Source organism: Dyella marensis (genome assembly GCF_049532885.1).
GTDB lineage: Bacteria > Pseudomonadota > Gammaproteobacteria > Xanthomonadales > Rhodanobacteraceae > Dyella_D > Dyella_D marensis.
The window spans coordinates 2,644,241-2,661,124 of the sequence record NZ_CP064029.1; the positions used below are offsets into that span (position 1 = coordinate 2,644,241).

Genomic DNA, 16,884 nt, shown 5'->3' on the forward strand with positions numbered 1-16,884 from the left:
ATGGAACAGTCGCACGGCAACAGCAACGGCAAGCTCAACGAAACCTCCGCCGCGGAAGCGATCGACACCGCACCTGCTTCGAACACACCGGCCATCCGCTTCGAAGCGCTGGAACCGCGCGTGCTGCTGTCCGGCGACGTCAATCCCGCCGCACTGTCGATCAACGGCGCGCTCGATGCGCCCGGCCAGCAGAAGCAGTACCAGTTCACCGTGCAGGACACCAAGCGCGTCGTCTTCGACAGCCTGACCAACCGCTCCGATCTCAACTGGACGCTGACCGGCCCGAACGGCACCGTGGTCAACGGGCGCCAGTTCTCCGACGACGGCAACAGCAGCAGCATGCCGGCGTTCGACCTCGGCAGCGGCACCTATACGCTGACCGTGGCCGGCTCCGCCGATGCCACCGGCAGCTATGCCATGCGCATCGTCGACGCCACCGCGGCCGCCAATCTCACGCCCGGCACGGCGGTGTCCGACACTCTGGTGCAGGGCAACGAGACCAGCGTCTACCGCTTCGACGCCAGCGCCGGCCAGCAGTTCTTCTTCAAGAGCAACAGCGTCAGCGGCGGCTCCGCCTACTGGCGCCTGATCGATCCGTACGGCCGCCAGGTCGGCCCGCACTACAGCATCGGCAGCGACCCGGACACCTTCAGCGTGCCCAGCAGCGGCGAATACCTGCTGCTGGTGGAAGGCGCCTCGTACAACACCGCGCCGGTGAGCTACAGCTTCACGCTCAACCCCGTGGTGAATCCGCAGCTGCCGCTGACGCTGGACCAGGTCACCACCGCGGTAACCCAGCCCGGCCAGACCAACTACTACAGCTTCACGCTCAACGCCGACACCCAGATGGCGTTCGACGCGCTGAGCAACAATTTCAACTGGGGCCTGAGCGGCCCCAACGGCGACATCGTCGCGCCGCATAACCAGTCCGAAACCAGCAACGCCTTCGAACTGTCGGCGGGCACCTACACGCTGGCGGTGCGCGGCTACAACGGCCAGGCGGGCAGCTATGCCTTCCGCATGCTCACCGATGCCTCCGCGCACACGCTGGCCGTCAACACGCCGATCAGCGGCACGCTGGACCAGCCCACCGGCTCGACCATCTACAAGGTGGCGCTGACCCAGGGCCAGAAGCTGTACCTCGGCAGCCAGTCGCCCACCGGCGGCACGGTCTACTGGCGGCTGCTCGATGCCTACGGCAACCCGGTGCAGAGCAGCTATCTGGGTTCGGGCACGGCGCCGTTCACCGTGGCCTCGACCGGCACCTACTGGCTGATGCTGGACGGCTATATCTACAACTCGCCCACCGCGGCCATCGGCTACAACTTCCAGCTCAACCAGGTGCCGGATCTCACTTCCGCGCTGAGCATCGGCACCGCGGTGAACGGCTCGATCCCGCTGGCCGGCCAGTCGGCGGTGTACTCCTTCCATCTGGCCGCGGCCACGCAGCTGGCCTTCGATGCGCTGTCCAGCCGCGGCGACATGCTGTGGTCGCTGGCCGGCCCGCGCGGCCAGGAAGTCAACAGCCGCTCGCTGAATTCCTCCGACGGCAACTCGGGGCAGAACGTACTGGCGCTGCCGGCGGGCGACTACACGCTCACCGTGCAGGGTTCCGGCGATGCCACCGGTGCGTTCGCATTCAACCTGCTGGACCTGTCCACCGCCGCGGCGCTGGCGCAGGGCGCGCCGCTGTCCGGCACGCTGTCGCCGGGCAACAGCAGCAGCGCGTACCAGTTCACCGCCGCGGCGGGCGACAGCGTCGCCGTGCATGCGGCCAGCGCCACCGGCGGCAGCGCGGTGTGGCGGATCGTCGACATGTTCGGCCGCACCATCGGCACCGGCAATCTGTCCGGCGACAGCGCGGCGGTGAGCCTGGCCAATGCGGGCAGCTACACGCTGCTGATCGAAGGCTATGCCGGCAACACCGCGCCGGTGAATTTCCAGGCTCGCCTGGACAACACCGGCAACACCGCCCCGGCGCCGCTGCCGGCAGGCGATCCGCTCACGCTCGGCAGCGTCACCGCCGGCACCTTGGCGGCGTGGAACAGCACGCAGACCTACCGCTTCACGCTCGGTGCGACTACTCAGCTGCTGCTGGATGCGCAGCAGTCCGGCAACACCTACTGGAACCTGCAAGGTCCGCGCGGCACCGAATTCAACACCTGGGTTTCCAGCGGCGACCAGATCCTCACCCTGCCCGCCGGCGACTATGCGCTGACCCTGCAGGGCGCGCCGTCCAGCGGCTACAGCGCCGGCGCCTACGCTTTCAGCGCGGTGGACCTGTCCACCCTGCCGAACCTGCAGCTGGGCCAGCAGACCATCGCCCAGCGTTCGCCGGGCAGCGCCGCCGCGGGCTACCGCGTGCAGGCCAGCGCCGGGCAGACCCTGCTGCTCAACACCGACTACATCTCCGGCTACAGCCCGACCTGGCGCCTGGTCGGCCCGCAGGGACAGGTGCTGCCGGCGCAGTCCGGCGACAACATCGGCACGCTGTTCCGCGTTCCGGCCGACGGCACCTACACGCTGCTGGACCTGGGCTACTACTACGACAGCTACGCCACCGACCGCGACACCTTCACCCTCAGCGCGACGGACACCAGCACCACGCCGCTGTCGTTCAACGACGTCGCCCACGCCACGCTGGCCGGCCGCCAGTCGATCGCGCAGTACAGCTTCACCCTGGATCACGCGCAGACCGTGGTGCCGGACTTCCTCGCCGGCGCCAACGGCAATCCGTCCAACCTGCAATGGATGCTGCGCTCCACCGCCGGCACCATCGTCGGCTGGCAGTGGGCCAGCTACGACCAGGGCACCATGCAGCTGCTGCCGCCGGGGCAGTACACGCTGCTGTTCCGCAGCAGCAACGACACGCCCACCGACCTGTCCTTCCGCGTGCTCGACCGCGGCATCGCGCAGGAGCTGCAGCCCGGCACGCCGGTGCAGACCACCCTGGTCACCGACCAGACGCAGCTCTTCCGCTTCAACGCCAGCGCGGGCGACCACTTCTACCTGCAGAGCGACCCCAGCGCGCAGACCAACAATGCCGACTGGCGCATCCTGGCGCCGGGCGGCGCCGTCATCGCGTCGGGCTCGATCTACAACGGCTACGACAACGCCGACATCGCCGCGACCTATACCGGCGAGTATCTGCTGGTGGTTTCGCCCTATGTGGGCAACAGCGCGCCGAAGTCGCAGCCGCTGAACTTCACCCTGGGCCTGCGCAGCGCGCAGAACGCCGCGCTCACGCTCGGCGCCGATACCGCCGGCGCGATCACCCAGCCCGGCCAGAGCATCCAGTACAGCTTCACCCTGGACGCGCCGACCTCGGTGCTGATGAACACGCCGGTCAACAACGGCTCCTACCTGCGCTGGAGCCTCACCGGCCCGCGCGGCCCGGAAGTGTCGCAGCGCGATTTCAGCTATTCGAGCCAGAACCTGCTCGACCTGCCCGCCGGCACTTACGTGCTGACCGTGGCCTATGGCGATCTCTCCACCGGCAACTTCCATTTCAGCCTGCTCAACCAGGCCGCCATGCCCGCGCTGGCGGCCGACACGCCGACCACCGCCACGCTGCCGGCCGCCGGCCTGCCGGCGCCGTACCGCTTCGACGTGGCCGCCGACGGCGACTTCCGCCTGGAAGGGCCGCAGGACGGCAACTCCGAGCAGTGGCAGGTGCAGAACGCGCAAGGCCAGGTGATCGCCAGCGGCAACAGCAACTACGACAACCCCACGCCGTTCCACCTCGCCGCCGGCAGCTATGTGCTCAGCTGGCAGAACGCATGGAACGCCAGCACCGACGCCGCGGTGAACTTCGTGCTGCGCCACGTCGTCACCACGGTGCAGCCGCTGGTGCCGGGCACGCCGGCCACGGCCGCCATCGCCACGCCAGGCCAGCGCTACGCATACGACTTCGCGCTCGGCGCGCCGGGCGCGGTGCTGTTCCAGAGCCTGGCCCACCGCAGCGACCTCAGCTGGCAATTGCAAGGCCCGCTCGGCAACGTGGTCAGCAGCGCGGCGATGGACGGCAGCGGCGACCTGCTGCTGCAGCTGCCCGCCGCGGGCAACTACCGGCTCACCGTCATCCCCAATGGCGCGGCCACCGGCGCCTTCGCCTTCAACCTGTTCGACTTCAACGGCACGGCCGCGCTCAGCCTCGGCGCGGCGCAGACGGCGCGCATCGCACCGTCCGGCAGCAGCGTGCTGTACGCCGTGCAGGGTGCGGCCGGCGATTACCTCACGTTCCACTTCGACAGCATCACCGGCAGCGGCGCATCCGCGCGCGTGCTCGATGCCAGCGGCAACGTGGTGCTGAACTTCGGCAACGTGGCCGCCGGCCAGGACCTGCTGTTCAAGCTGCCGCACGACGGCCGCTACCAGCTGCAGCTGAGCGGTAATGGCGATGGCGCCGAAACCGACATCGGCTACAGCGCCGCGCTGACCACGCCTGCGCATGCCAGTCTCACGCTCGGCACCGACGTGCAAGGCCACAGCAGCGTGGCCGGCGTGCCGGACAGCTATGCCTTCGCCATCGCCGCGCCGACCACCGTGCTGGTCGATGGCTTCGGCGACGCCGGCCAGCGCTGGAACATCCGCGCCGCCGACGGCAGCCTGGTGCAGACCGGCCACACCGGCACGGCATCCGCCTGCCTGCTCGGCCCGGGCACCTACACGCTGGAAGTGCTCGCCGACGATGCGTCGCAGCTCGGCGCCTACGGCGTGCGTATCGTCGACTTCGCCAGCGCGACCGATCTCGCCATCGGTTCGTCCAGCGTCAGCGCTGCCGACAGCCACGCCCTGGTCTACCGCCTCACCGCGGGCGTGGACCAGTCGGCGATCCAGCTCGCGGTGAGCACCGCGCAGGGCAGCGGCGCCAGCATCCGCGTGTACGACGCCGGCGGCCGGCTGGTCGCTTCCGGCAGCGGCGCGCTCGCCGCCACCTCGATCGCGCAGAGCGTCGCCGCCGGCACGCAGCGCTACCTGGTGATCGATGGCGCCGCCGCCGACTACACGGTGACCTCCAGCGAAACGCAGGCGCCGCCGGCGCCGCCGCTGGCCTGGGGCGGCTCGGTCAATGGCAGCTTCAACTTCGTCGGCGACAGCGCAAGCTACCGGGTGACGATCGGCTACGCGCAGACCCTTGCCATCGCCAACCTGCTGCGCGACCTCGGTTCGCACGGCGTGCACTGGCGCCTGACGCCGGCCGGCGCTTCCAGCGAGAACCCGTGGTCCGACGAGGACGCCAGCGCCTACGCCGCGCTGCCCTATGCCGGCGACTACGTGCTGACCATCGCCGCCACCGCGGACCAGGCCAGCTACGCGTTCCAGACCGTCGACACCGCCGCCGCCGCTGCCTTGCCCACGGGCACCAGCAGCGGCCAGCTTGCCGCCGGCCAGGCGGCCGTGGTCTACCGCTACGAAGCGAACGGCTCCGGCGCGCTGCATATCGCGCTGGACGCCAGCGGCGACAGCTCGCTGGCCTGGTCGCTGTACGACCTGGGCGGCAACCTGGTCGCCGATGGCGCGGCCGGCACCGCGGTGGATACGCCTGTGCTGGGCACCGGCTCCTACCGCCTGCTGCTCGCGCGCACCGGCAATACGGATGCCGCGTTCGCGCTGCACGTCGACGCCGTGGCGCCGCCGGCCGCGCAACCCGGCGACAGCCTCGCCGGCAGCACCGATCCGGTCACCGGCTTCGCGGTCTACCGCATCACGCTCGACCACGACATGCGCGTGCTGCTGCACAACCTCGGTTCCGACGGCGACATCCAGTGGGGCCTGACGCCGATCGGCGGCGAGCCTGCGCTGGCGTGGCTGCAGAACAACAATCCGGGTTCGCTGGATGTGGAAAACAGCGCGCCCTCGCTGCAGCAGCTCACCGGCGGCAGCTACGAGCTATGGATCCGCAGCGACAGTCCGGGCGCGCATTACGCCCTGCAGCTGCTCGATCTGTCCGACGCGCCGGCGCTGCCGGCCGGCGGCGTGCCGGGCAGCATCGCCGGCGGCGCGGCCGCCGTGGCCTATCGCTTCACGCTGGCCGCGCCCAGCGCACTGCACCTGGCGTTCGGCGTGGCCGACGCCTCGTCGCTGCGCTGGAGCCTGTTCGACACCTACGGCAACCTGATCGCGCAGGCCGTCGACGGCAGCGACACCGACCTGGCCACCCTGCCCGGCGGCGACTACGTGCTGGTGCTGAAGGGCCAGGATCCGGAGGGCGCGGACGTCGCCTACACACTGGCGCAGAGCGCCGCCACGCTGCCGCAGATCCAGCCGGGCCAGTACGTCAACGGCACGCTGAGCGGCAATCCGGACAACCCCCAGGGTTACCGCCTCAGCCTCGATCACGCCGCCAGCCTCCTGCTGAGCCGGCTGGTCGACGGCGGCAACATCCAGTACAGCATCTACTACAACGGTTACCCCTACGACGCGCAGGTCCAGGGCGACCGCTATTTCCTTCCGCCGGGCGACTACGACATCCGCGTCACCGGCAACTGGAGCGGCGAGAGCTACGCCTTCGCGTTGACCGACCTGTCGCAGGCGCCGTCGCTCGATGGCGCCGGCAGCGCGCAGGCGCAGTTCGACGCCAGCCACACCACCGCGGCCTACACCTTCACCAGCGACGGCCAGTCCGCCTACGACTTCGGCGTCGCCGGCGGCGACGAGGCTGTCGGCGTCGAGTGGGTGCTCTACGACGAAAACGGCTACGCGGTCACCTCCGGCAGCAGCGGCTTCCATCGCCAGCAGCTGTCCTCCGGCACCTACACCCTGCTCGCCTACCCCGACACCGTCGGCGGCACGGATCCGATTCCCTATACGGTCAAGGGTGCACCGGTTGCAGTACCGGTGTACGCGCTGACGCCCGGCGCCGACCAGCCGATCGTGCTGGACGAGGCAGGCAATTACCACGCCGGCTACAGCTTCAGCCTGGACGCGCCAGGCCGCTTCATCGCGGTAGCCGCCAACCTGCCCAACCAAGCGATCTATTTCGACGTCGTCGACGCCACCGGCCAGATGTGGAGCAACGGCACCGTCTACCTGTCGAACGGCCAGACCACGCTGCTGCAGTTGCCGAAGGGCACTTACACGCTGCGCATGTACAGCTACGGCCCGGTCGGCACCGACAGCAGCTCGTCGCCCAGCTTCCGCCTGATCGATGTGGATGCCGCGGCGGACCTGTCGCCCGGCACCACCGCCAGCGCCGACCTGGCCGACACCTCCGGCGCGCAGGTGTGGCATTTCACCGGCCATGCGGGCGACAGCATCGGTCTGTCGCTGCAGGCCAGCAGCACCAGCATCGGTTCGCCGCAGGCGCTGTGGTACCTGTTCGCGCCGGATGGCAGCGTCATCTCCTCGGGCTGGGTCGGCACCGGCCTCGCCCAGCTCAGCCTCGACCTGTCGGCCACCGGCAACTATGCGCTGGTGCTGTCCCATGCCAACGGTCCGCTGACGATCACCGCCGGCAACACGCTCACCGGCCACATCGATCCGCCGGTGCTGCCGACCGCGCCGCTCACGCTGGGCCAGGCCAGCAGCGTCACGCTGACCAACAACGACGCGCGCGCCTACACCTTCACGCTGGACCAGGCCGCGCTGGTCTCGGTCAACGGCTGGGCCACCAGCTGGGGCATCCAGTGGCGCCTGCTCGATGCCAACGGCCAGGTGCTGTCCGGCAACTTCCCCGGCTACGAAGGCAACTTCATGCAGCCCGTGCGGCTGGCGGCGGGCGACTACACGCTGGAGATCGACGCCTCGCTGGACGGCTCGGCGGATCTCGACTTCAGCGTCGCCACGCAAGCCCAGGCCACCGTCGCCGACGGCGCACTCGCGGCGCCGGCGGTGCTCGGCCTGTACGGCTTCAAGGTCAAGGCCGGACAGGACTACTACGTCACCGGCGCGCCCGGCAGCCAGGTGCAGCTCTACGACGCCAGCCTCAACACGCAAGGCTCGTACTGGTTCAACGACAACACCGGCTACTACGTGGTGCACGCCGACAGCGACGGCACCTGGTACGCCGCGCTCACCAACACCTATTTGAACGACAACACGGCCACCGCGCTGCGCATCGCGGCGCCCACGCCGCTGCTGTCGGGCCAGAGCCTGGCGGACACGCTGCCGGCCGAAGGCGGCGTGAAGCTGTACAGCTTCGACCTGGACCACGACCAGGTGATCAGCCTGTGGATGCCCAGCTACAGCGACGGCGTCTCCGCCGAATTCCAGCTGCCGGGCCGCAACTACCAGCTCAACAGCAACGGCTACTACACGCTGTTCCTGAGCAAGGGCCATTACGTCATCCCCGTCACCAGCCGTGGCAACGGCGGTGGCGGCGGCGAATCCTTCGCCGCGGCGACGAGCGAAGGCGCCAACCCTGGCGACGCCAGCTACACGCTGATGTTCCAGAGCTTCGCCGACGCCATCGCACTGCCGCTGGATACGCCGGCCACCGTGACGCTCAACCCCGGCCAGCTGCAGACCTACGCCTTCCAGGCGCAGGCCGGACAGCGCCTGCACTTCGTGCCGCAGGCCGGCAGCAGCGGCGACGGCGCGTGGGAGATCTTCGACGCGCAGGGCCAGAACGTGTGGAGCGACAGCTCCTCCAGCAACGACGCGCTGCCGGCCTTCGCCAGCAGCGGCACCTATTACCTGGTGTGGTCGGCCGCCAGCGATGCCGCCGGTCCGGCCAGCTACGGCTTTGCGCTGGACAGCACGCAGCCGGCCGCCAACGGCACGGCGCAGCTCGGCGACACTTTGCAGGTCGACACCCAAGGTACGTCCGACACGGTCTATTACGACCTCAACGTCGCGGCGCCCACGCGCCTGCTGCTCGACGCGCTCGCCAACACCGGCGCCGGCTACGACTGGCAGCTCACCCAGAACGAGAACTACCTCGGCTGGGGCAGCTGGATGCCCGGCAATGCCGCGGTGCAAGGCATCACCCTCGCCGCCGGCAGCTACCGCCTGACCCTGCGCGCCAAGGGCGCCGATGCCAGCCACCTGTCGCTGGCGCTGCTCGACGCCGCCGCCGCGGCGCCGCTGCCGCTCGATGCACCGCTCAACGACAGCATCGCCCCGGGCCAGGCCAAGGCCTACGCGTTCGACGGCAACGCGGGCGACACCTTGCACCTGGCGTCGCTGGACCACGGCACGCTCAGCGGCCAGTGGATCCTGCTCGACCCGAACGGCAGCATCGCCGCCAGCGGCGACCTCACCAGCGCCACCGACGTGGCGCTGAATGCGAACGGCCGCTACGTGCTGCTCTACCAGGCCGATGCCGGCAGCGACACCACGCCGGTGGCGTTCCAGTTCGAGCTGAGCCACGTGCGGGTGCAGCTCGGCGACGTGCTGCGCCCCACCGGCCCGGCCACGTACAGCTTCCACCTCGACCGCGCCACCCACCTGCTGCTGGACCTGGGCTATCTCAACTACGACGGCTACCTCAACTGGCACATCGCGCGGCACGGCCAGACGCTGCTCGACAGCCAGGACGACGCCGCCCAGCCCGACGCCGCCTTCGAGCTGGAAGGCGGCGACTACCAGCTGGTCATCGACAGCATGCCGTACGGCTTCGACAACGCGCGCCTGCGCCTGCTGGACCTGGGCACCGCCACCGCGCTGACGAAAGGCGCTGCCACCACCGGCGACACCGTCGCCGGCAATGCCGAGCTGTTCCGCTTCGACGCCAACAGCGGCGACACCGTCACCCTGGACAGCAGCGACAACTTCAGCTGGACGCTGTACGACGAGTTCGGCCACTACCTGCAGCAGGTGCAGGGCGCCGGCAGCATCGCCAACCTGCCGCGCACCGGCAGCTATTACCTGGTGCGCGAGACCCAGGACGACGGCAGCGCCGCCGCGCAGAACTACAGCTTCACCCTCACCACCTCGCACCTGCTGCCGGCGCTGCCGGTGGGCGGCGCCGTGCAGGGCCTGCTGCAGAACGGCAGCCTGGCTTATCAGCTGCAGGCCAGCCAGGGCACGTCGCTCCTGGTCACCATGCCGTCCGAACAGAACGTACGCATGGACGTCTACGACGGCCAGGGCACCCTGCTCTACTCCTTCGATCCGCACAGCGCCAACCGCGCGGTGATCCTGCCGGGCGCGGGCAACTACACCTTCCGCTTCGTCGATCTCAACGGCAATGCCGGCACGCGCTGGATCAACTTCAACGCGCTGGACCTGTCCACCGTGCCCGCGCTGCTGCCGGACGTGCTGACCACCGGCACCTATACGCCGAGCAACGGCCCGCAGGTGTTCCAGCTCAACCTGGCCCAGGCCAGCGAGTTCTGGTTCGACCCGATCAACACCACCGGCCAGCAGAGCTATCTGAACTGGCACCTGGTCTCGCCCTACGGCAGCGAGGTCGCCTACGGTTCGATGTACTACCAGAGCGGCGCGCTGCCGCTGGCGGCGGGCAACTACTACCTGGTGATCGACAACCCCGGCTACGTGCCGTGGAGCTCGGTCAACTACAGCTTCGCCATCAAGGCCGGCTATACCGCGCTGCAGCCCAACACCGCCGTCAGCGGCACCGCGCCGGCCTCCGGCGTGCCGCTGCAGTACACGGTGCACCTTGACCACGACTCGGTGGTGGCGTTCGACGCCCTCAACCTGCCCAACGGCGCCTACTGGAAGCTGACCAGCGCCAGCGGCTCGCAGGTGTTCTACCAGCAGATGGGCTACACCTACTCCTACAACTACAGCTACGACTTCAACGGCCTGCTCGCCGCCGGCGACTACCTGCTGACGGTGTGGAGCAACAACAGCAGCGCCAACCCCTTCAGTTTCCGCATGCTCGACGCCGCGCATGCCACGGCGGTGACGCCCGGCACGCCGGTCAGCACCACCATGGACACCGCCGGCGGCCTGCAGCTGTACAGCTTCGACGTGGAGGCCGGCGCGCATTACTTCCTCGACGCGCTGCCGGGCCTGAGCGCCACCAGCAGCGGCTACGTGCCGACCTGGACCCTGCTCGATCCGCAGGGCCGCACCGTGTTCTACCAGCAGAGCATGGGCAACGATTACGGCAGCTGGAACGGCAGCAACTACACCTACCAGTTCAACGGCAGCGGCATCGACCTGGGCCACCTGCTGGTCGGCGGCCGCTACACCCTGGTGCTGGCCAACTCCAGCTACAACAGCGGCGGCAATGTCACGCCGAACGTTTCGTTCAACGTGGTGCGCGTGCCCGACACGCCGGTCACCGTGCTGGACACGCTCGTCGTCACCCCGGCGCCCGACCTCACCGTCACCTCGGTGAACGTGTCGCCCGCCGGCACCCTGCAGACGGGCCAGACCGTCGACGTGCAATGGGTGGTCGCCAACCAGGGCGTGCTGCCGGCCAGCGGCAGCTGGAACGACCGCATCGTCATCCGCAACGTCGCCACCGGCGTGATCCTGGCCGACATCAGCGTGCCGTACGACGCCTCCGACGCGGCCAACGGCCCGATCGGCGTGGGCGATGCGCGCACGCGCCACCAGCAGATCCGCCTGCCGGACGGCTCCTACGCCGCCGGCACCATCAGCATCACCGTGCTCACCGACGCGGACAACGTGGTCAAGGAGAGCAACAGCGCCGGCAACGCGGAAAGCAACAACGCCGCCAGCATCACCGCCACGGTGCAGCTGTCGCCGTATGCCGACCTCACCGTGCAGGACCTGAGCCTGCAGCCGTCGAGCGCCTTCCAGCCGGGCCAGAGCGTCAACGTGAGCTGGAGCGTCGGCAACCAGGGCAACGTCGCCGTGGCGCAGCCGTGGAGCGAAACGCTGGAGGTGCGCAACCTGTCCACCGGCAAGGTGGTGGCCACCGTCACCCTGCGCGACCTGCTCGACAACGGCCCGCTCGCCGCCGGCGCCACGCGCCAGCGCACGGCCAGCTTCACCTGGCCGACCGGCGTGGATGCCTCCGGCAACTTCGCCATCCGCGTGATCGCCGACAGCCTGGGCGAGATTCCCGAGGCCAATGCCAATGGCACCGGCGAGAGCAACAACGTCGCCGAGATCGACCAGGCGGTCGGCCCCGACCTGCAGGTGCAGAACCTGCAGGTGGTCAGCACCACCGTCCAGGCCGGCGGCCTGGTCACCATTACCTGGGAAGACTGGAACCAGGGCGCCAGCGCCACCGGCACCGCGTTCAACGACCGCATCACGGTCAGCCGCGTCGACAACGGCATGAGCGTGCTCGACACCAGCCTGGTGTACGACCCCACCGCGCTGGTCAACGGCCAGGTCAACGGCCCGATCGGCCCCGGCGAGCATCGTCTGCGCAGCTTCACCTTCCGCCTGCCGGACGGCCTCAAGGGCACCGGCAACTTAAGCATCACCGTCACCGCCGACCAGAACGCGGCCGGCGTGGGCGTGCTCTACGAAACCAATCTCACCCACGACGCCGAGAGCAACAACAGCGCCGCCACCGCGGTGGTCTCCGCCGCCGTGCCGTACGCGGATCTGCGCGTGGACAGCATCGCCACGCCGCCGAACGCGATCGGCGGCCAGCCGGTGACGATCAGCTGGACCGTGGCCAACCACGGCCAGGCGCCGACCGGCGATGCCTGGTCCGACGAGATCGTGCTGAGCTCCGACGCCATCATCGGCAATGCCGACGACATCGTGATCGGCACGGTGCGCCGCAACGGCGCACTGGCGGTGGGCGGCAGCTATACGCAGAGCGCCACCCTCAACCTGCCCCTGCTCAACGACGGCCACTATTACCTGGCCGTGCGCGCCGACAGCCAGGGCGAAGTGCTGGAACCGGATACGCGCGGCAACAACGCCAGCGTGGCCAAGCCGATCACCGTGGCCGCGGCGTATGCGGACCTGGGCGTGGTGTCGGTGAGCGCGCCCGCTACCGCGCTCAGCGGCGAGAACGTGCAGGTGAGCTGGACGGTGTCCAACACCGGCAATGCGCCCACCAACCTGGCGCTGTGGAACGACCGCGTGGTGCTGTCGCGCACCGGCGTGCCCTCGGCCGACGACATCGTGCTGGCCGGCTCGGTCACGCATGCCGGCGTGCTCGCCAACGGCGGCGCCACCTATACCGCCACCGCGACGCTGACCCTGCCGCGCGACCTGGTGGGCGACTACTACATCCTGGTCACCACCAACCTCAACAACACCGTCACCGAGAACGGCCACACCGGCAACAACGCCGGCGCCACCACGGTGCCGCTGCACATCACCCTGGCGCCTTCGGCCAACCTCACCGTCAGCGACGTCAGCGGCCCGGCCGCGGTGCGTCCGGGCGATGCGGTGAGCCTGAGCTATACCGCGCACAACACCGGCACCGGCGACGCCACCGGCGTGTGGCGCGACCGCGTGTATCTGGACGACGGCCAGGGCCACCAGATCGAAGTGGCCAACCAGTTCTTCACCGGCGGCCTCGCCGCCGGCGCCAGCGCGGCGCGCAGCATCGCCTTCAGCCTGCCCGCCGGCTTCACCGAGGGCACCTACACCTTCGTGGTGCGCACCGACACCGACAACACGGTGTACGAACGCGACGGCGAGAACGACAACAGCGCCTCCGCCGCCACGCCGGTGGTGGTGGCGCGTCCGGATCTCTCGGTCAGCAAGGTCAGCGGCCCCACCCTGGTGCTGTCCGGCAGCAACCTGCACGTGCAGTGGACGGTGACCAACAACGGCGGCAACGCCAGCGGCAACTGGCTCGACCGCGTCTACCTGTCGCACAACGGCACGCTGACCCAGGTCGCCGAGCTGGCGCACAGCGGCCCGCTCGCCACCGGCGGCAGCTACGACGCCGCGGCCGATATCCAGCTGCCGCTGGATGCCAATGGCGACTACGAGATCGTGGTGGTCACCGACGCCGCCAGCGCCATCGACGACCACAGCCGCGCCAACAACACCGCGCAGCAGGACCTCACCGTGCAGCTGGCGCCCTATGCCGACCTTGCGGTGAGCGCCGTGCAGGCGCCGTCCACGCTGATCGCCGACCCGGCCACCATCGACGTGAGCTGGACGGTCAGCAACAACGGCACCGGCGCGGGCAGCACGTCGCAGTGGGTGGACCGGGTGATCCTGTCCACCGACGGCGTGCTCGGCAACGGCGACGACCGCGTGATCGGCGAAGTCGCGCACAACGGCGCGCTCGCCGCGGGCGCCAGCTACAACGGCGCGCTCAGCGTGATGCTGCCGCCGGGCACCACCGGCCGCTACAAGCTGTTCGTGGTGACCGACGCCACGCACCAGGTGTTCGAGAACGGCAACACCGCCAACGACACGGCCCTGCTCGGCCACAACGTCGACGTGATGCCCAAGCCGTACGCCGATCTGCAGGTGAACTCTGTTTCCACCCAGGGCACCCCGGTCAGCGGCCAGCCGCTGACCCTGACCTGGACCGTGAGCAACCAGGGCATCGGCATCACCGACAGCTCGGAGTGGTCGGACCAGGTGTGGCTCAGCGCCAACCCGGACGGCACCGGCGTGATCGCGCAGTTCGGCAGCGCCAGCCATATCGGCCAGCTGGCGGTGAACGACAGCTACACGCGCAGCATCACCGTCACCCTGCCCAACGGCATCCAGGGCAATTACTACGTCAATGTGCGCACCGGCGGGCCGTTCGAGTTCATCTACGGCGACAACGACACCGGCCACAGCGCGGCCGTGCCGGTCACGCTGGCGCCCTCGCCCGACCTGATCGTCAACTCCGCCAGCATCGCGCCGTCCGCGCCGGACAGCCTCGCGGCGGACGGCACCAGCCTGCTCGAAGGCAGCCTGGCCGACGTGACCTGGACGGTGAGCAACCAGGGCCAGGCCGATGCGCTCGGCCCGTGGACCGACACCGTCAAGCTGGTGCCCGCCAGCGGCACCGGCGCGGCCATCGTGCTGGGCAGCTATACCTACGACCGCCCGCTCAAGGCCGGCGAAAACTACAAGCGCACCGAGCAGATCCGCCTGCCGGCGAAGATCGAAGGGCTGTACCGCCTGCAGATCACCACCAATGCCAACTTCGGCGGTGCCGGCGCGCAGGTCTACGAGTACGGCGCGGCCGCCGGCAACGACGTGCTGCTGGCCAGCAACCCGACCCCCATCGCGCTGCAGCCGCGTCCGGACCTGCAGGTGGGCGCGGTCAGCATTCCCGACCACGTCACCGCCGGCACCACCGTCGGCATCCAGTACACCGTCACCAACCTGGGCACGGTGCCCGCCAGCGGCCACTGGCGCGACAAGGTCTACCTGTCGCACGACGGCACGCTCAGCGGCGACGACCAGCTGGTCGGCACCTTCGACAACGGCAGCGCGCTGGCGCCGACCCAGAGCTATTCCAACATCACCGGCAGCATCAGCATCCCGATCCGCTTCCCGGGCGATGCGTACCTGATCGTGGTGGCCGACGCCGACAACAACGTCGACGAGTACCCCAGCGACGGCAACAACGCCAAGGCGGTGCATTTCTACATCGACCCGGTGCCGTTCTCCGACCTGGTCACCAGCGGCGTGACCGCGCCGGACCAGGCCGTGCACGGCGGCACCATCGACGTGCGCTACAAGGTCAGCAACCTCGGCAGCGCCACCACGCGCGGCCTTACCGCCGACGTCAACAGCTGGACCGACACCGTGTGGCTGGCCAAGGATCCCAAGCGTCCGGGCGCCAACAAGGGCGACGTGCTGCTGGGCTCGATGGTGCACACCGGCAATCTCGCCGTGGGCGAGGATTATCTCGGCGACATGCAGGTCGCCATCCCGGATAGCACGCTCAGCGGCCAGTACTACATCACTGTCTGGACCAACACCTACGGCACCATCCTGGAAGACACGCTGGCGTCCAACATCAACCAGGACGACGCCACCCAGATCGACAACAACGACTACAAGGGCCGCCCGATCAGCGTGCTGGGCATCACCCCGCCCGACCTGGTAGTGACCCAGGTCAACGCGCCGGCCAGCATCGACGCCGGCGGCCCGGTCAGCTTCAGCTACACCGTGCAGAACCAGGGCGACCTGTTCACCGGCGGCTGGACCGACACCATCTACGTGGCCGACAACGCGGACCTGAGCAAGGCCACCCGCATCTGGACCATCGGCAGCTACACGCAGAGCCGCACGCTCAACAACGGCGAGAAGTACACGGTCAACCAGACCGTGCAGCTGGCGCCGGACATCGTCGGCAGCTACATCATCGTCAAGACCGACGCGCTCAGCCAGGTGCGCGAACTCAACGAAGCCAACAACGCCACGCCTTTCGCCGCGGCGGTGATTCCGCACCCGGCCGACCTGCAGGTGACCGCGGTGCAGGTACAGCCGCAGAACTACTCCGGCGAGCTGACCCCGATCAGCTGGACCGTCACCAACTTCGGCCAGTCCGTATGGCCGGGCACGGTCAGCTGGCAGGACTCGGTCTTCATCAGCACCGACCCGACCTTCATCCCCAGCCGCGCGATCGCCCTGGGCAAGTTCGAACACCAGAACACCAACGGCCTGGCCGCCGGCGCCAGCTACACCACCACGGCCAACGTGGCGCTGCCGCCGGGCACCAACGGGCGCTACTACATCTACGTCATCACCGACAGCGCGCGTCCGGACAGCTCCGGCCTGCCGCCGCGCGCCGCCGACGAACTGCTCGGCGGCGGCGAAAACACCTGGGGGCTCAACCTCTACGCCAGCTCGGTCTATGAAGGCAGCGCCAACAACAACAACGTGGGCAGCAGCCCGCTGGACATCACCTATCGCGAAGCCGACCTGCAGATCGACAGCATCCAGGTCTCCAACTCGGCGCCGAAGTCCGGCGACCAGATCACCGTCACCTGGGTGGTGACCAACCGCGGCAATCGCGCCACCCGCGTGAGCAGCTGGAACGACGGCGTGTACCTGTCCAACGACAGCTCGCTCGATCCCACCGACTACCCGTTGGTGGAAGGCTCGCTGTATAGCAACCCGGGC

1 protein-coding gene (running past one end of the window) is annotated in these 16,884 nt (G+C 69.1%); it reads left to right on the forward strand.

Features of this window, described 5'->3' with window-relative positions:
• Nucleotides 1–16,884, forward strand: the beginning of a protein-coding gene (locus ISN75_RS11555; protein ID WP_343820194.1) for an Ig-like domain-containing protein. It continues 21,447 nt past the right edge of the window; the window shows 16,884 of its 38,331 coding nt (coding positions 1–16,884); its start codon is at nt 1–3; its stop codon lies beyond the right edge, outside the window.